The 18,136-nt window shown below is 33.1% G+C and carries 22 protein-coding genes; 5 read left to right on the top strand and 17 right to left on the bottom strand.

The features are described 5' to 3' along the window. Positions 1-918, bottom strand: a 918-nt coding sequence (gene istA, locus CVD18_RS09750; protein WP_146052747.1) for an IS21 family transposase, incomplete at its 3' end; no start/stop codon positions are given. Between the two features lie 443 nt (positions 919-1,361). On the opposite strand from istA, the gene CVD18_RS09745 reads away from it, so the two are divergent. After that, positions 1,362-2,669 carry a leucine-rich repeat domain-containing protein gene (locus CVD18_RS09745; protein ID WP_158250423.1) on the top strand — a complete coding sequence of 436 codons (1,308 nt, stop codon included), beginning with the start codon at positions 1,362-1,364 and terminating at the stop codon, positions 2,667-2,669. 42 nt (positions 2,670-2,711) lie between these two features. Next, positions 2,712-3,275 carry a DNA-3-methyladenine glycosylase I gene (locus CVD18_RS09740; protein WP_103865251.1) on the top strand — a complete coding sequence of 188 codons (564 nt, stop codon included), beginning with the start codon at positions 2,712-2,714 and terminating at the stop codon, positions 3,273-3,275. 21 nt (positions 3,276-3,296) lie between these two features. On the opposite strand, the gene upp is transcribed toward CVD18_RS09740, so the two are convergent. The 4 genes from upp to CVD18_RS09720 all read right to left on the bottom strand — a co-directional run bounded on the left by upp (position 3,297) and on the right by CVD18_RS09720 (position 6,128). Next, positions 3,297-3,950, bottom strand: coding sequence for a uracil phosphoribosyltransferase (upp, locus tag CVD18_RS09735; protein WP_103865250.1), 654 nt, complete (start codon positions 3,948-3,950; stop codon positions 3,297-3,299). A 48-nt stretch (positions 3,951-3,998) separates the two neighbouring features. Further along, the gene (aat, locus tag CVD18_RS09730; protein ID WP_103865249.1) at positions 3,999-4,634 is read right to left on the bottom strand and encodes a leucyl/phenylalanyl-tRNA--protein transferase; all 636 of its coding nucleotides are present in this window, start codon (positions 4,632-4,634) and stop codon (positions 3,999-4,001) included. A gap of 231 nt (positions 4,635-4,865) precedes the next feature. After that, positions 4,866-5,243 (bottom strand): DUF3127 domain-containing protein, encoded by a 378-nt coding sequence (locus tag CVD18_RS09725; protein WP_103865248.1) that lies wholly within the window; start codon positions 5,241-5,243, stop codon positions 4,866-4,868. A gap of 12 nt (positions 5,244-5,255) precedes the next feature. Beyond that, positions 5,256-6,128, bottom strand: a complete 873-nt coding sequence (locus tag CVD18_RS09720) for a flavin reductase family protein (RefSeq protein WP_103865247.1) — start codon at positions 6,126-6,128, stop codon at positions 5,256-5,258. A 138-nt stretch (positions 6,129-6,266) separates the two neighbouring features. Here CVD18_RS09720 and CVD18_RS09715 point away from each other — a divergent pair, with 138 nt between their 5' ends. Both CVD18_RS09715 and CVD18_RS09710 read left to right on the top strand, forming a co-directional pair. Then, positions 6,267-7,454: a HAMP domain-containing sensor histidine kinase gene (locus tag CVD18_RS09715; RefSeq protein ID WP_103865246.1), complete on the top strand. Its 1,188-nt coding sequence runs from the start codon at positions 6,267-6,269 to the stop codon at positions 7,452-7,454. 146 nt (positions 7,455-7,600) lie between these two features. After that, positions 7,601-7,966, top strand: a complete 366-nt coding sequence (locus CVD18_RS09710; RefSeq protein ID WP_103865245.1) for a hypothetical protein — start codon at positions 7,601-7,603, stop codon at positions 7,964-7,966. A 3-nt stretch (positions 7,967-7,969) separates the two neighbouring features. Here the strand turns inward: CVD18_RS09710 and CVD18_RS09705 are convergent, their stop codons facing one another. The 3 genes from CVD18_RS09705 to greA all read right to left on the bottom strand — a co-directional run bounded on the left by CVD18_RS09705 (position 7,970) and on the right by greA (position 9,375). Further along, positions 7,970-8,380, bottom strand: coding sequence for a thioesterase family protein (locus CVD18_RS09705; RefSeq protein WP_103865244.1), 411 nt, complete (start codon positions 8,378-8,380; stop codon positions 7,970-7,972). 4 nt (positions 8,381-8,384) lie between these two features. Further along, on the bottom strand, positions 8,385-8,774 hold the full coding sequence (locus tag CVD18_RS09700) for an HIT family protein (RefSeq protein ID WP_103865243.1): 390 nt from the start codon (positions 8,772-8,774) through the stop codon (positions 8,385-8,387). 124 nt (positions 8,775-8,898) lie between these two features. Continuing rightward, entirely contained in the window at positions 8,899-9,375 is a 477-nt protein-coding gene (gene greA / locus CVD18_RS09695; RefSeq protein WP_103865242.1) for a transcription elongation factor GreA, read from the bottom strand. A 185-nt stretch (positions 9,376-9,560) separates the two neighbouring features. Here greA and CVD18_RS09690 point away from each other — a divergent pair, with 185 nt between their 5' ends. Beyond that, a complete protein-coding gene (locus CVD18_RS09690) occupies positions 9,561-9,998 on the top strand; it encodes a hypothetical protein (protein ID WP_103865241.1) in 438 nt (145 codons plus the stop codon). On the opposite strand, the gene CVD18_RS09685 is transcribed toward CVD18_RS09690, so the two are convergent. The 9 genes from CVD18_RS09685 to thiC form a co-directional block, all read right to left on the bottom strand. Further along, positions 9,995-10,423, bottom strand: coding sequence for a hypothetical protein (locus CVD18_RS09685; RefSeq protein ID WP_103865240.1), 429 nt, complete (start codon positions 10,421-10,423; stop codon positions 9,995-9,997). The two genes, CVD18_RS09690 and CVD18_RS09685, sit on opposite strands and share 4 nt — an antisense overlap. Positions 10,424-10,654: 231 nt before the next feature. After that, complete coding sequence (locus CVD18_RS09680; RefSeq protein WP_103865254.1) at positions 10,655-11,287, bottom strand: LysE family translocator; 633 nt, start codon at positions 11,285-11,287, stop codon at positions 10,655-10,657. Between the two features lie 91 nt (positions 11,288-11,378). Continuing rightward, positions 11,379-12,491, bottom strand: coding sequence for a 2-iminoacetate synthase ThiH (gene thiH / locus CVD18_RS09675; protein WP_103865239.1), 1,113 nt, complete (start codon positions 12,489-12,491; stop codon positions 11,379-11,381). A 33-nt stretch (positions 12,492-12,524) separates the two neighbouring features. Continuing rightward, the gene (locus CVD18_RS09670) at positions 12,525-13,298 is read right to left on the bottom strand and encodes a thiazole synthase (protein WP_103865238.1); all 774 of its coding nucleotides are present in this window, start codon (positions 13,296-13,298) and stop codon (positions 12,525-12,527) included. Position 13,299: 1 nt separating this feature from the next. Further along, the gene (locus tag CVD18_RS09665; protein ID WP_103865237.1) at positions 13,300-13,947 is read right to left on the bottom strand and encodes a thiamine phosphate synthase; all 648 of its coding nucleotides are present in this window, start codon (positions 13,945-13,947) and stop codon (positions 13,300-13,302) included. Between the two features lie 61 nt (positions 13,948-14,008). Then, positions 14,009-14,776: a hydroxymethylpyrimidine/phosphomethylpyrimidine kinase gene (locus tag CVD18_RS09660; protein WP_103865236.1), complete on the bottom strand. Its 768-nt coding sequence runs from the start codon at positions 14,774-14,776 to the stop codon at positions 14,009-14,011. A gap of 35 nt (positions 14,777-14,811) precedes the next feature. Continuing rightward, on the bottom strand, positions 14,812-15,318 hold the full coding sequence (locus CVD18_RS09655) for a hypothetical protein (RefSeq protein ID WP_103865235.1): 507 nt from the start codon (positions 15,316-15,318) through the stop codon (positions 14,812-14,814). Between the two features lie 5 nt (positions 15,319-15,323). Next, positions 15,324-15,914 (bottom strand): thiamine phosphate synthase, encoded by a 591-nt coding sequence (locus CVD18_RS09650; RefSeq protein ID WP_233194518.1) that lies wholly within the window; start codon positions 15,912-15,914, stop codon positions 15,324-15,326. A gap of 358 nt (positions 15,915-16,272) precedes the next feature. Beyond that, complete coding sequence (thiC, locus tag CVD18_RS09645) at positions 16,273-18,132, bottom strand: phosphomethylpyrimidine synthase ThiC (RefSeq protein ID WP_103865233.1); 1,860 nt, start codon at positions 18,130-18,132, stop codon at positions 16,273-16,275. Between the last annotated feature and the right edge of the window lie 4 nt (positions 18,133-18,136).

Genomic DNA, 18,136 nt, shown 5'->3' with positions numbered 1-18,136 from the left:
ACGACTAGCTTCTTTTCTTTTGAATAGTAAATTGTTATAGCGCTCTAATAATTGTTGTATCTCCTTGTTTAAATCCTCTAAAGAGAAAAAAGTCATCTCACGCAATGGGTAATAGATACGCTGGTAGGCTAGGTGGACTGCATTCTCTACTAAAGCCTTATCCTGTGGAGAATACCCTCGTGCTGGATTGATTATACAGTTATAATGGCGTGCAAAATCTTTAAAGCTACGGTTGATCTGTGCTTCATATTTACTAGATCTTGTTACTGCGGATTTAAGATTATCGGATACAATAGCTTTGGGAACACCTCCATAAAAATGTAAGGCATTGTCACAGCAACCAATCAAATCTTCCCGCTTTTGGCTCCTGCATGCTTCCACATAGGTATACTGGCTATTGGGAAGGATCGCTACAAATACTTCAACTGGAATGATTTCTCCTGTTTGTTTATCCACAATATGTAGTTTCTTACCTGCATAATCAATGAACATTTCTTTTCCAGCTTCATGCTCGAGTTTCATCGAACCTTTGATCTTTGCGTATTTACGACGATAATGCTCCATAAATTGGGTGTACCCATACGGCTCTTTGGCCCTTTGACTATATTCCCCGTAATGATATAGAAAAGTAAAACCTGGATGATTCCGGGCTTTGTTCATCCCCTCAAAATAGTGCATAAGCTCATCATACCGAGCATTGTCAATAGTGGTATGGGAAGAAAAAAGTGATTCTAAGGCAGCATTATCAAAGGATAGCAATTCTTTAAAAGTATAATTGCTGCCCTTAAATAAACCAATGTATGTATTTACAGTATTGCGAGAGATACTAAGGAAACCTCCTATTTTACGGTTACTGACACCATCTAGGTGAAGGGTAAGTATTTGTTTTAAGTCCATTGGATCAAGGGTGTTGGCCATATCGCTTTTTTTAGCGCGATAAGGTAATTACTTGATCTCTCAAAGTGACCAGTGAACTGAATCGAACTGTGGCACAAAACGAACCGTTTTAATGCTCTCCAAAATCAAATGGCACAAATCAAAACGTAATAATTGGCACAGTTTGATCCGAAATCACTGGCATCATAACTCCGAAATTACTGGCACAAAACGAACCGAAGTATCCACACCCTGAAAACGGCGAATCAAGATACACTAGTATCAGTGTACTTTTAATGACATATACTTTACATCTTTGTATCTCGATTATCTTTGATACTACTATTTAAAAAAATATGATGTACACTCCTCATGTAAGAGATTTAAACAATAACTTTACATATGGGAAATATCTCTTTTTTTTAACCATCACACATCTGTATGTATCACATCAAAAAGGTTTTCTGAAAGAAAATTTTAAATGCATGAAAAGAATAATTACTATAATCACATTATTAGCAGGGTACATAAGTGCCACAGCGCAAGAAAACAAAATATACACCTCTCTAGAAGAAGCTTTAATCAACAAAGAGCAAGTCTATAAACTAGACCTGAACAATACCAATCTCGCCAAGTTTCCTCAATCAATTTTACAATTAACAAAATTACAATACCTAAATCTAGAAGGTAATAAAATAAATAAATTACCCGAATCTATTGATAAGCTCAAAGAGCTACAAACGCTAAACCTAAAACAGAATAAGCTCACCTCTCTGCCTCAATCATTCTGTACTCTAGAAACTATAGAAGTTTTGTTCTTGTCAGGAAATAAAATTGAATCGCTCCCAAATTCTATCGGGAACCTAAAAAACTTGGGATGGCTTTTCCTTAAAGGAAATAAAATTGAAGAATTACCAGAGTCTTTTGGCAATCTAAGTCAATTAAAAAAATTAGATCTTAGACAAAATCAACTTATAGGTTTACCTAATAATTTTGGCAGTTTAACCAATTTACAAGAACTTTTATTAGAAAAAAACAAAATTCCTGAACTCCCCATTACATTTGGAAATCTAGAAAATATTGAAGCTATTAATCTATCTGGTAATGAGCTTGATGAATTACCAGAGTCTATAGGTAAGCTTAAAAATCTAGAATGGTTGCTTTGTAAGCAAAATAAACTGAGTGAAATCCCAGAAACTATAGGAGGACTCGCGAAGCTAAAACTCTTGTACCTAAACTCTAACAAAATAAGTAAATTACCAAAAACTATAGAAGGTCTAACCAATTTAAGAGATCTGAATATATCAGGAAATAGGCTATCCAAAAGTGAGAAAGAAAAAAGCAAACAACTATTACCTAACTGTGATATTAATTTTGAAAACAGTTATTACTCTTTACAAAAAGCATTGTTGAATAAAAAAAACGTAGACATCCTCTATCTCTCTGATTCTGAAATAACAGAACTACCTGAATCTATTGGTGAATTCAAAAACTTACAGAAATTGTACTTGATAGGCAACCACCTACAGAAGCTACCTAAATCTATAGAGAAACTAAAAAATCTAGAAACCTTATCCTTATCCTACAACAAGATTACCAAGCTACCAGAATCGATAAACAAACTCAAAAGCTTGCAACAATTATATCTTGACAGCAATAAACTTTCTTCTGTTCCAGAGTCTATAAAAAGCCTAAAAAAATTAAAGGTTGTGCACTTATCAGGTAATCAATTTTCTGATATAGAAAAGGAAAGAGTTAAAAAGCTACTGCCCAATTGTTCTGTTTTATTTTAAAAAAATTATATTTTAGGAGTTTTAATCGCTGAAAATCAAAATATGCAAAAACACAAATGTGGCTGGTGTGTTGGTGATTCTTTGTATGAATCTTATCATGATACAGAATGGGGTGTACCACTTCATGACGAACGCCTTTTATTTGAATTTCTTGTACTAGAAACCTTTCAAGCAGGGTTAAGCTGGATTACCATTTTGCGTAAACGAGAAAATTTTAGAATTGCTTTTGATAATTTTGACTATAAAACCGTTGCTAAATATACCGATACAAAAAAAGAAGAATTACTACAAAATGCTGGAATCATTCGCAATAAACTCAAAGTAAATTCTGCAATAAGTAATGCCCAGAATTTTATTAAAATCCAGAAAGAGTTTGGCAGTTTTGATGCATATATCTGGGGCTTTGTAAACGGAGAACCTATTCAAAATAATTGGAGCAATTATAAAGACAGTCCCGCTACAACAGAAATGTCTGACAAAATAAGTAAAGACCTAAAAAAACGAGGTTTTAAATTTGTTGGTTCTACTGTAATCTATGCATTTATGCAAGCTATCGGTATGGTAAATGACCATGAAACAGGTTGTTTTAGACATAATGAAGTATAATTTGAGATAAAAAGTCAAGGCTTACAACTTTGATCCAAAAGCCAAATCACCTGCATCTCCTAAACCAGGAACTATATAACTTTTACTATTCAATTGTTCATCAACTGCTGCAATCCATAACTGAGTATTAGGAGGAAATGCATTATCAACATAAGCAACTCCTTGCTCTGAACCAATTACAGAAACAATATGTATTTGTTTAGGGGTTCCATATTTTTTTATTGCCTCAAAAGTAACTTCCAGAGTATTTCCTGTTGCCAACATAGGATCTACAAGAATTAAAATTTTATCCTGTATTGAAGGAGATGCTAGATAATTAACCACAATATCAAAATCATCATTGTCATCTTGATGTTTTCTATATGCTGAAATAAATGCATTTTCTACATGATCAAAATAATTCAACACTCCCTGATGCAAAGGCAATCCTGCTCTAAGAATCGAACACAATACAATCTTATCGTCTGGTACTGACACCTCTTTAATACCTAGAGGCGTAGTTACCTTTTTTGTAGTATAGTTTAACGTTTTACTAAGCTCATAGCTTAAGATTTCACCTATACGTTCTATATTCTTCCTAAAACGCATAGCATCTTTCTGTATCTCTATATCTCTAAGTTCTGATACAAATTGGTTTAAAACTGAATTTCCTATTCCTAAATTGTGAACATTCATTATTTATACTGTTTTTCTAAGCGCCAAAAACCAAACGCATATTAATAATTACAAATAGCTCAAGAATTCTTCTCTAGGGATTTCTTTACCTCCTAAACTAGCCAAATGCTCTGTATACACCTGACAATCTATTATTTTTATTTCTTTTTCCTTCAGCCATTCTACCAAAGCTATAAAACCATATTTAGAAGCATTACTTACTTTAGAGAACATACTTTCTCCACAAAAGACGTTTACGTCATTTAGTAAAACTCCATATAAACCTCCTACTAATTTTGATTCGTCCCAAACTTCAACAGATATCGCATGCCCTAACTCATGTAATTTTGTATATGCTTGTTTCATATCCCCTGTAATCCAACTCCCTTCTTGTTCTGGTCGTGAGATTTTTGCACAATTATCGATAACATTCTCAAAATCTTTATTAAAAGTTACTTCAAACCGATTTTTTCTAATCAGTTGTCGCATACTTTTACTCACTTTAAGCTCTGTTGGAAACAGTACCATTCTGGGATCAGGGCTAAACCACAATATTGGTTGATCCTCATTATACCACGGAAAAATTCCTTGGTGATATGCCTTTAACAACCTATCGACAGAAAGATCTCCTCCTATCGCTAATAACCCATCACTATCTGCGCAAGTAACAGGCGGAAACTCTATTGTATTAGTAAGAATGTACAAAATATCTTCTATTTACAAACAAACATATAATATTAAATATCAATTAGTTGTTTGAATTCATCAAAAAAATCGCAATATTTGTGTAAGGCCTTTTAAGACAAATTTTGTTCATCATTGCTTTTTTGAATTTTATTAAAAGGTTGACCTAATACCATAATAATAAAAAGTCCGATATGAAGATATCGGACTTTTTTCTTTTTATCAAAAATATTGTATCAAAAAGCCTATTGCTTAGAATGGCAAATCATCATGTTCTTCTTTTGAGAAATCTGATGCAGGCTCAAAATTATCTGCTGGTGGTGCCGTAGGGGCAGGAGCATTTTGGGCTACAGCTTGTAAGCTCTCAATTCTCCATCCTTGTATAGAATTAAAATACTTGGTCTCCCCTTGTGGATTCACCCATTCTCGACCACGTAAATTAATACTAATCTTTACATCATGACCTACCTGAAAAGGGTTTAATAAATCACATTTATCCTGAACAAACTCTACCATGATATGTTGTGGATATTGCTCTTCTGTTGTTACCACAATCTCTCTCTTTCTAAAACCATTGCTTCCAAAGGTTTGAGTATCACCGATCATCTTTACTTTACCTTGTACTTCCATCTTATTGAATTATTATTTTGCTGCTAAAATATTCCATGCAGTATCTATGTCATCTTTATCCAGATACTGTTTTGCAAATTTATGAATTTCTATCAGGTTAGCCTGCTGAATTTTACTCTTAATATCCATATGGTTATTAACAAACTCTAAAGCCTTGACTTTTTCAGGAATTACCTCAACATTTCCCAATTTTCCCAAATCGTTTCCTGTAAAAATAGTACTTGCTTTGACCTCTTCAGGCAATACATCTACTCCAATACCCATAGTACTTAAAGGCTTAGGCACTTCAAACATTCCCATATTCGCACGAGTATACCAATTACCACCCATACGAGCAACCAAATCTATCTTGTGTTGATCTATTCTATTATTTTCATCCATTACATCTTCATTGATATGCATAAGAAGCACCTCGCAAATAACCAAGTTACCTGCCCCTCCTTCTTGCCCCATAGGAACAACCTCATTGACTTTGCACTCAAATTGTACAGGAGCCTCTCCTACTCGATATGCCTTTACTTTTTCTGAGGGTACCATTGTGAGTCCCGATTTTACAAACTCATTAACTCCTTCTGGATACTCTGTACTTGATAATGACATTTGCTGAACAATATCATAATTTACAACATTGATCACTACTTCTTTGGTAGATACCGCATTATCCAATGTATGTTTTGTTGTATTATCTCTTACTCTTCTTGCTGGTGAAAAAATAAGAATTGGTGGATTTGCACTAAATACATTAAAAAAACTAAACGGAGATAAATTTGCAGTACCATTATCATCTATCGTACTAGCAAAAGCTATGGGTCTAGGACCAATTGCTCCAAGCATTAAACCGTGTAATTTTCCTGTAGTAACCTGAGATGGATCAATTGTAATCATACATTTATTTTATAATCTGACAAAGATAATCAAACTTTGGCTTCGTGACTATTGTAGATATAGGTTTTAGTTATCTATTTTATAAGCAATAAAATCGTTTTAAAACGGTTATATTTAAGCTTAAATTAATAAGGCTATATGAATTTTTCTGATGAGCGTAATTTTTCGAGCTATTTTATTATCATCGCGGTTCTGGTAATAACTGGATTGGTTTTATGGAACACTTCATTATTCATACAAAGACTTAAAGATGATGAACGAACCAAGATTCAAATTTGGGCTCAATCACAAAAAGCATTAAACAGCGAACAATCTGATGATTATCTAGAATTATCCATTATTATAGGAGCTACCAATAAATCTATTCCTATTATTATTACAGATTCTGCTGGTGACTTTGTAAGGGATTCTTTGGAAAACCCTGATCCTAGTTATTTTCAAAATTTATCACAAACTGTGATGAAAAATGAAGAAAACCTTAAATCTTATTTACACACATTAAAATCAGAAAATGCACCTATTGAACTTGACCTCAAAGGTACTGTTCAATACATCTATTATGGTAATTCTGATATTTTGAACAAACTAAAGTATTACCCGATCACCATTGCAATCATCATATTTTTGCTCATAGGGGTTATTTACTTTTTCTTTACCACCTCTAAGGCTAGTGAGCAAAATAAACTATGGGCAGGTATGGCAAAAGAAACTGCTCATCAAATAGGTACTCCTTTATCATCATTAGTAGGGTGGAACGAAATTCTTAAAACAGAAAATGTAAACCCTGAATATATTATCGAAATAGAAAAGGATATCGAAAGATTAAAGGTTATTACTGAGCGTTTTTCTAAAATTGGTTCTATTCCTAATCTTGAAGAAGTTGATATTGTAGAAGAAACGAGAAATGCATATACATACCTTCAATCTAGAAGTTCTAAACTAATTAATTTTTCGCTAAACCTACCAGAAAAACCAATTTACGTTTCTTTAAATTCTCAACTGTATAGTTGGACAATTGAAAATTTGGTTAAAAATGCTATTGATGCTATGAGAGGTAAAGGAGATTTACAAATTGATCTTGTTGATGATGCAAAAAGAGTATTTATCAGAATAAAAGATACAGGAAAAGGTATTCCTAAAGGAAAGTTTACCAAAATTTTTGAACCAGGATACACCTCCAAAAGTCGAGGATGGGGATTAGGGTTATCTCTATCCAAAAGAATTATAGAAGAATATCATTTGGGCAAAATCAAAGTACTTCGATCTGAAATTGGTATAGGTACCACTTTTCAGATTACACTTCGCAAAAATGAGGCTACTATTTAATAGATCTATTCTTGTTCTAAGAAAAATTTACACAAACTTACACTTAAAATCATCACTTTTATGTTATACTTCAATTTTGATAATTTGATATAACAATATTTTTTTCGCAACGTTATACAATTTCTATTGAACTAAATCTATGTACTGTGAAAACCGAATATATTACATTAAAAGAAGCACCTCTTACCAACAATTGCCCCGAGTGTTATTCTACAGACGGTATGATACTTTCTTTTAAACAAAAAAGAGTATCCTCGAAGTTTTTGGTCAAAACCAAAAGTAACATTGTTGAAAGTATCAATTGTAAAAAATGTGAAAACGAAATCTTCCCTGGCCAATGGACTATCGATATAGAAAGAGTATATGATTACCACAAAAAAACAATCACTCAATCATCTGGATCATTGCGATTTACAAAACTATTCTACTTATTACTTCTATTGATACTAGGTATAGTAATCGTAGGCTATCTTTACTTTTTTCAACCTCATCTACTTGGTATGAATATCTAAAGATTAGTATTGCTTCATAACCTGTCTCAATTCATCTGTAATTACAAAAGTGGCATTGGTATTAAAATCAAAACAAACAGCTACATCATGACCTTCTGCACATAACACTCCTTCATCATTATATAATTCATGATACAAACCAAAGCTAGAGTTTTTGATAAACGCTACTTTGGTTTGTATCAATACATTTCCTGGGAAAAAAAGTGGATTCTTAAAATCACAATGAGTAGATACCAGCATAGGTCCTTTTTTAGTTTCGGCATATAGTTTTGCTAATCCTGTTACCTCCCAAAATTGAACTCGTGCACTTTGCATGTATTTCATGAAATTCACATTATTCACATGTTGATAGGTATCCATCTCACTCCAATCAATTCGAAGTTTTAATGATAATTTAAAATCCGATTCCTGCATATACCTATAAATTAGATTGAATTTCTTCTGCCAGTTTTTTAAAATCTACATCTGACATAGAAACTTTATGCTGAAAAGTCATTTCTTTCATTTCGTTTATTGGAATAAGATGTACATGTACATGAGGTACTTCTAGACCTACAACGGCAATTCCTACACGCTTACAAGAAACTGTTTTCTCTAAAGCCTTAGCTATTTTATGAGAAAATCGCATTAACTCCAAATACTCATCTTCTTCTAGGTCAAAAATTTTATCTTCTTCTTTTTTAGGAATACATAGTGTATGTCCTTTTGCATTTGGATTGATATCCAAAAAGGCATAATGTTTATCATCTTCGGCAATCCTGTAGGAGGGGATCTCACCTTTTATGATTTTGGTAAATAAGGTAGACATTAATTAAATTTTAGTTGGGTTACGGTTCCGAAATATACTTTATTTATACCTAATTTTATCTCATAAAAAAGCCTTTTTTAAAAAATAAAAAAGGCTTTTTTACATTTGCAAGAAATTACTTCTATTATTCTCTGGTAATCTCTACTACATCAAATTTCATAATACCATTAGGTACTTGTATTTCTGCTATTTCACCTACACTTTTACCCAATAAACCTTTTCCGATAGGAGAGTCTACTGATATTTTCCCTGTTTTTAGATCTGCCTCACTTTGCGCTACCAGTTTATAGGTCATTTCTGCACCATTTGTTTGGTTCTTGATCTTTACAGTAGAATGTATAAGCGCTTTAGACATATCTAATTGAGATTCGTCTATTAAGCGAGCGTTTGCAAGGGTTTCTTCTAATTTAGAAATTCTCATTTCTAACAATCCTTGCGCCTCTTTGGCGGCATCATATTCGGCATTTTCACTTAAATCGCCTTTATCACGTGCCTCAGCTATTGCCTGAGAAGCTTTAGGGCGCTCTATATCCTTAAGTTGACCTACTTCGTCTCTTAATTTTTTTAGCCCCTCTGCAGTATAATAAGATACTTTGCTCATAACTTCATCGTTTATATAAATACAAAAAATCCCATAAGAATGGGATTTGTTATTCAAAGATAACAAAAAATTTACGGAAGACCTCAAATTTACGTAATTTGCCCGCACATTAATTACGTAATAAAATAACGTATAAAAACTAGTAAAGACTAATATTATCTCTAACAGATAATAAACATAATAAGATGAAAAAAATTCTATTTATAATTAGCACTTTTTTTATTGTATCCTGTAGTAGTGATGACAACAGAGATAATAATCAATTCCTGCCTCCTTCTAGTATTAATTATCAAATTAATTTGAATTTACCTCAATTCAATCCTCTTAAATTTCCAGATGGTCGCATTATAGATTACTCAGAAAACGGGAGTATTAAAGGAATCATTATTTATAATATTAACAATACTCAATATGCAGCCTTTGAGTTGAGTGATCCCAACCATTCTCCTAGCTCTTGTTCTACTCAAAAAATCGATGGACTTACTTCTACTTGTAATTGTAAGGACGGGAATAGCTATAATATAGTTACAGGGCAAAAAACTTCAGGAACAGGGACAGGTCAATTTGGATTACGACGATACAACATACGTAGGAACGGAAACACCTTGTTTATCACTAATTAATCTACTTTTTTAGAAACAAGAATAATTACAGAATTATAGTCAAAACTTTTGAGTTGAAATTTATATTTTTCCCAAAATGAAATGGTTGCTGTTTCTTCTTTTTTACCATTTACTCCATGTATAGCAACCCATATTTCGCCACACTTATTACCTTTTGACAACTGTAAGTCTGCTCTTGCTTTTGTTACCCCTTTATCTCTGTAATTATTAAACTTAAATGTTTGTAAAAATATGTTTAAAGAATCTTTGAGCATGATCGATGAATCCAAATTAACTTTGACCAACCATTCATTTTGTTGTTTTCCTGTTTTTATATCACAATCTTGTTGTGCATATACAGGGAGACTACAAAACAAGGCTAGTAGGAACAAAAGCATTACTGCACATCGCAAAGTTCTATTAAAAAAAATATTTATTCTTTTCATTATCAACTTAAAAAACTGGACAGAATTAAGAAACAATCAATTTTACATCAATATGTTTATATTGTTTAATATATAGTAAGTTGGGCAGAAAATAAGTGATTATATTCCGTTTAGTCACAAGCCAAATCAAAACATTTGGCGACATTACTTACAGATAGTACCAAACTCTTTCAATTAAACATTAATCTCCTTATTTGCTATATATGGTGTGTATGCTTGCTGGGTTTTTTGTCAGTTTTTTCTAAATAAAAGCTGAAGCCCTAATCCAATAAACACATATCCACTTACTTTTTTCATTATTTTTCCTATTCGGTCATTACTTCTCAAAGTATCCGTCATAAAAGAGGCAAAGTAAGCTAAAAACAAACACCAAATTGTCCCTGTGAATAAAAATGTTCCTCCTAAAATTAGAAAAGGAATAGAATTATTTACGTATTCAGGTTTAATGAATTGAGGTAATAGAGAAAGAAAAAAAATTGCAACTTTTGGATTTAGTACATTAGTCAGAAATCCTTGGCGATATATTTTCCACAAATCAACTTTCTCAAATTCAGTTTTTTCATTATTAAACAAGTTGGATTTATCAATAAGCATTCTAATTCCTAAATAAATCAGATAAGCAGCTCCTGTCCATTTTACTATATTAAAAAGTAGTATTGATTTAGCTAATATTACTGATAATCCAAATGCTGCGAGTACGATATGAATTATTGCTCCACTTCCGATTCCGAGTACAGAGTATATTCCAGCTTTTTTTCCTTGAGCAATGCTACGAGTAATTATGTAGATTGAATCCGCCCCTGGAGTCATATTCATAATAATTCCAGCTAATAAAAATCCCAAATAGTTTTCAATTCCACTCATTTTAAATTTTGATATTGGTTTTTCATTGCTTGCGCATAACATTGATACATTTCTTATCTTTTCGAGGTTTACATCTGTAAAGATATCATTATTACTGCCAATTATAAGCCCAATCCTTCCAAACAACTTCTAACCCCCTATTTTTAAGCATTTGTACGACCTCTTCTGTAGAACGCTCGTCAGAAATCTCAAACTGTTCTAGGGATTGTGGTGCTACTGCATACCCTCCTGGATTAGTTTTGGATTCTGCACTTATTGAAGTAACCCCAAGATTCACAATATTTTCTCTAAATACTTCGCTTTCTCTTGTAGACATTGATAATTCTACATCTTCATCCAACAAACGAAAAGCACATATCAATTGTACCAAATCTGCATCTTTCATTTCTACTTTCGGTTCCAATCCTCCACTGTGTGGTCTAAGCCTAGGGAACGATATCGAGTATTTTGTTTTCCAATATTCTTTTTGCAAATAATGTAGGTGCAATGCTGTAAAAAAACTATCTGCCCTCCAATCTTCTAATCCGAATAAAGCCCCTAATCCAATTTTATGAATTCCTGCTTTACCCAATCGATCTGGGGTTTCTAATCGATAATCAAAATTAGATTTCCTTCCTTTTGGGTGATGTTTTTTATACTCTTCTTTATGATACGTTTCTTGATATACTAATACTGCGTATAAACCACTATCAATCAAAGTTTCATATTCTTGTTGTTGTAGGGGCTGCACTTCTATGGTAATATTAGCAAATTCTGATTGAATTAATTGTATTGCATTATTAATATAATCAACTCCTACGGTTCTATTGGCTTCTCCTGTAACCAAAAGGATGTGATCATATCCTTTTGATTTTAAAAAACGTACTTCTTTTAAAATCTCTTGATCGGTTAATGTTCTTCTAGGAATTTTATTGGTCATACTAAAACCACAATACGTACAAATATTCTGACACTCATTACTCAAGTACATAGGAGCATACATTTGAATCGTATTTCCAAATCTCTTTTTGGTAATACGACTACTCATCTGTGCCATTTGCTCTAAATATGGCTTTGCAACTGGCGAAATTAACGCTTTAAAATCCTCAAGGTCTCTTTTGGGCTTGGAAAGCGCATGAACAACATCGGTTTCTGTTTTAGAATAAATACCAGATAGCACTTCATCCCAATCGTATTGCTCAAATATATTTTTGAAAGATTTCATTATACTTTTTTACCTATTAAGCTTATACGCTATCTATTTTTCTGAAAGAAAACTTGTAAGCGGACTGCTTGCTTCTGCATGTTGTTTTACTGGGGCTAATTTTGCATTATAAGCCATTCGACCTGCTTCTACAGCCATTTTAAAAGCTTGTGCCATCACTATAGGCTGTTGAGATACTGCAATAGCTGTATTTACCAATACTGCATCTGCCCCAATTTCCATAGCATGCGCTGCATGCGAAGGGCTCCCAATTCCTGCATCTACAATTACAGGAACATTACTTTGGTCTATTATAATCTCTAAAAACTCTAGTGTTTTTAACCCTTTATTACTTCCTATAGGTGCTCCCAATGGCATTACACATTGCACTCCTACTTCTTCTAATCGTTTGCACAAAACTGGGTCTGCATGGATATAAGGCATTACTACAAATCCTTTTTTCACTAATTCTTCTGCCGCTTTTAATGTCTCTATGGGATCAGGTAATAAATATTTTGGATCTGGATGAATTTCTAATTTTACCCAATTGGTCTCTAGTGCTTCTCTTGCTAACTGCGCAGCAAAAATTGCTTCTTTGGCATCACGTACTCCTGATGTATTAGGTAGCAAACTAATTCTAGAATGAGTCAAATGGTTTAATATATCATCTTTTTCATTATCTACATCAACTCGTTTTAATGCTACTGTAATTAATTCACTTTCTGATACAAGCAATGCATCTCTCATCAATTGAGAGGAGCTAAATTTTCCTGTTCCTGTAAACAAACGTGACGAAAACTCTTTGTCTGCAATTTTTAGTTTATCCATTTTATTTAAAACTATTATTAACCAATCGTTGAGGGATATTCTTTTTTATATTTTTAATCTTTTGTTCAAGATTTTCTTGACGAGTTAACATTCCTGAGACTGCAACTCCTGTAACCTTTGTTTTTATGAGATCAGGGATATCTGCCTCTGTAATCCCTCCTATTGCAACGACAGGTATTTCTATATTTTTACCATGCAGTTCTTCTATAATATTTTTGTAACCTTCTAGCCCTAGTACTGGACTTAGATTCTTTTTAGTATTTGTATATTTATAGGGACCTAAACCTATATAATCAACTCCTGCACGAATCTGTTGTATACAATCTTCTATCGTATTAGCTGTACCCCCAATAATAAAATTATCTCCTAAGATTTTTCTGGCTTCTTCTGGTGATGTATCATTAAGTCCTAAATGCACTCCATCTGCCATAGCTACTTTGGCCACACTTATACTATCATTGACAACCATGATTGCTCCATATTGATCACAGATATCTCTACATCGCATTGCTGTTTTAAGATGTGTAATCCTTTCTTCATTCTTGATACGTAACTGTATCCATTTGCCTCCATTTTTGCAAACTTCTTCTATATTATATAGATGCTCTTGAGGCGTTTCTCCTTGTGATATATATTGAAACTCAATCATTTATTTTATTATTTATAGAGTTGTAAATTACTTTTACCACCCTTTTTTATTTATTTACTTTCTAAACTCTATGATATCCTAACAAGCTAGTATTAGAACTCAATACTTTTTCGGTATATCTCTTTGCTCTGAAACATGATTGCAACAAAGAAAAACCTTGCGCCAGATACATTGCAATTGCTGATGACAGCACACAACCACTCCCATGTTTTTCAGCTATATTTTTTCCTTTAGGATTCAACACAAAATATTTCCTATTGATGGTAAACAACTCATCTTTTCCTATATCCTTATCTCTATGTCCTCCTTTGAGAAACAGATTACACTTATCACTAATGTGTTCTACTGTTTCTTCAATCGTTTTATCTGTGTATAGCTTTTCTATTTCATGATAATTAGGCGTCAATAAATAGATTTTTTTTGTTATTTCTTCAACTATTTTGTTAGCGTTATTATTCTCTGAACCTAAGGAATGAAACTCAAATTCTGAACTTGATTTTAATACTGGATCCAAAACAATCCTAACATTTTTATTTTTTTCTAATAAAACATCTATAATTTCATTTAGCACCTTCCAGTTTTCAACAATTCCGATTTTGACCACATCAATCACAAAACGATCAAACAATATGTCTATTTGATTTTTGATTACTGCTATATCTACCCAATGACATTCTTTGAACTCTACATCATTCTGAACTGTATTTGCAGTACAAACTGCCAACCCATATCCTTTGAGTGCTTCAAAAGTTTTGATATCTGCGGTAAGTCCTGCTCCATTTGATGGATCAAAACCCGCAATAGTAAGTATGTATGGACGTTTTATCATACTATTATATCTACAGTTTTAAAATTGCTACATTCTTATTCAATTTTTTCATACCTTAATTTTATTTCCTTTGTTTCTGTATCAAATAAAACAATCTGAAACTTATAAAATATCCCTTTATACGTTTTGACAATAAACAACACTCCAGTTTTAATACTCTCTCTTCTTAATCGTGAACTGACGACATCCAACTTTTCAACCTCTTCTAAAGTAATTTCTAGACTATTTGATTCATGCACTATTAATCTTGGATTTACATCAGGTCCATCCGTACTAATTGAAGCAAATTCAGGATCACTTGGTTCTATAAAAAAGCCATTCTTTACTTTGATACTTTTAAAAACTTCTTCTTCTGTTGCTCCTGCATTTAACTTTATTAACGTATGGGTATCTATATCAAGTATTACTGCGGGGTAGGATCCAAAGCTATCTTTATTGATTGTCAACTCATGGACAACTGTAGAATCTTTCTCAACCTTTTTATCTTGGGCGTGAACAAAATTTATTGACATTACCGCTACTACTATCATTAATATTCTCATAGATATTAATTTAATTTTTCTTTTATTTCTACAAAACTACGTATTGGGTTTTCAAAATTCCACACACCACCCAGAACGCCTACACCTGAATATCCCAAATCAAATGTTGCTTGTAATGTATCTTTATTAATTCCCCCCATTCCTACTACAAACTTGTTCATATCTGTAACATCAAACCCTTTTCCTTTATACCCAGCTTTAGAGATTGAGCTAAATACGGGACTAAGCAAAACGTATTCAAAATCAACTTGACAATTTTTAATATCTTCTTTGGTATGAAAAGAACTACTTATTCTCGCCCCTTTACTTTGATAATCAAGGATGTATTCTTGAAGATTATCTCCTAAATCCAGTCGTGATTGTTCTTGAATATGAATTCCTCTCAAATTAAACTCGTGATACAACTCATGGTATTGATGTAGCATTATTCGATTATAATATTTAGCTTCTACCTTATGGAGTAATGTTCTATAACCTTCTATATTCAAAGTAGGTTTACGCAAGTGTATTATTTCTAATCCATTCTTGAATAACTCATTGATATAATTAGCTTCTTTCTCTATTTCTCTTTCTGAAGTAAGTACAATTAGCATCATTTTTGATTTAGAAAATTAAATAAACTGGCCTCGAAGTAAACCCACAAAGTATTCGTTTAAAACGAACCTTTGATTTTGAAGCAAGCTTCGGAGCATTAAAATCTCACTTAGTGAGTAAAGGGGAAGTTGTGATTTTTTTTTCAAAACATCGATATAGAATTCATTTAAGATTTTTGGATTTAAGCGAAAATTAGAAGTTTTTAGTTCTCTTGAAGTCCTTTTTGAGTTGCATAGCATCGCTACGGAAGAAAAAAAGACGAAAATAGCGCTGAAAACAGCAATTTTTTAGCAAATTAAAAAACCTTAAATAAGTTCATAGTATATTTCACAACTTCACTCTTCTATACATATAGTTTACTTACAGGTATACTTCGCTTCCTTTGTCTTTAAATTCTTCCGCTTTTTCCTTCATACCTGTTTCAAATACTTTTTGACTATCTAATTCTTTTTTTGCTGCATATTCTCTTACTTCCTGAGATATTTTCATTGAGCAAAACTTAGGTCCACACATACTACAAAAGTGTGCAATTTTTGCTCCTTCTGCTGGTAGGGTTTCATCATGGTATTCTCTTGCTAATTCAGGGTCGAGAGATAAATTAAATTGATCTTCCCAACGAAATTCAAAACGTGCCTTACTCAATGCATCATCTCTATGTTGTGATCCTGGATGCCCTTTGGCCAAATCAGCTGCATGTGCTGCCAATTTATAGGTAATCACTCCTGTACGTACATCTTCTTTATTCGGTAATCCCAAATGTTCTTTAGGAGTTACATAGCATAACATTGCAGTACCAAACCAACCAATCATAGCTGCTCCAATTCCTGAGGTAATATGATCATATCCTGGCGCAATATCAGTGGTTAATGGCCCTAATGTATAAAAAGGAGCTTCTCCGCAAGCCTCTAACTGCTTATCCATATTAGCTTTGATCATATGCATAGGTACATGCCCTGGTCCTTCTATAAAAGTTTGCACATCATGTTTCCATGCAATTTTTGTCAACTCACCTAGGGTTTCTAATTCTGCAAATTGTGCTTCATCATTAGCATCTGCAATACATCCTGGGCGTAAACCATCTCCTAAAGAAAAAGCTACATCATAGACTTTTAATATCTCGCAGATTTCTTCAAAATGTGTATACAGGAAACTTTCTTTGTGATGTGCCAAACACCATTTTGCCATAATTGACCCTCCACGAGAAACAATCCCTGTAATTCTTTTGGCAGTCATTGGTACGTAAGCCAATCGCACTCCTGCGTGGATTGTAAAATAATCCACTCCTTGTTCTGCCTGCTCAATCAATGTGTCTTTAAAAATTTCCCAGGTTAAATCTTCTGCTTTACCGTTTACTTTTTCTAAGGCTTGGTATATAGGTACCGTTCCTATAGGTACTGGTGAATTACGTATAATCCATTCTCGAGTTTCGTGAATATTTTTTCCTGTAGAAAGGTCCATAATATTATCTGCTCCCCAACGACATGCCCATACCGCTTTTTCTACTTCTTCTTCGATGCTTGATGTTGTTGCAGAGTTACCTATATTGGCATTGATTTTTACCAAGAAGTTTCTTCCTATAATCATAGGCTCACTTTCTGGATGATTGATATTAGATGGTATTACAGCACGACCTCTAGCTACTTCTTCTCTTACAAATTCTGGTGTAATAACTTCTGGAATACTCGCTCCAAAATCTTGTCCTGGGTGCTGTTTAGACAATTGTTTTACTTCTTGCAGCTTTTGATTCTCACGAATGGCAATATACTCCATCTCTGGGGTAATGATTCCTTGCTTAGCATAATACATTTGCGAAACATTCTTCCCTTTTTTTGCACGTTTAGGCTTACGTAAATGATTAAATCGTAAGTGATCTAAACTAGAATCATTTAATCTTTCGTTACAGTATTCTGAAGAAAAACTACTTAATTCATCTACATCTCCACGATCCAAAATCCATTGTTCTCGTATAGGTTCGATACCATCATGTACATTGATTTCTTTTGATGGGTCGGTATAGGGGCCACTAGTATCATATACCGTTACGGGTGGATTTGGTATCTTTTTCCCTGTAAAACTATCTGTGGTATCATCCAAAGAAATTTCGCGCATAGCAACGTTAATTTGTGGATGAATTTCTCCTAGCACATAGATTTTTTTAGAATTAGGAAACGGCTTGGTAGAAATCACTTTTTCTTGCGGAGCGGTATCTTTTTTCTTCATTTTA

Source organism: Aquimarina sp. I32.4, from assembly GCF_002924285.1.
Taxonomy (GTDB): Bacteria; Bacteroidota; Bacteroidia; order Flavobacteriales; family Flavobacteriaceae; genus Aquimarina.
This window is presented reverse-complemented; position numbering and strand designations above follow the sequence as displayed.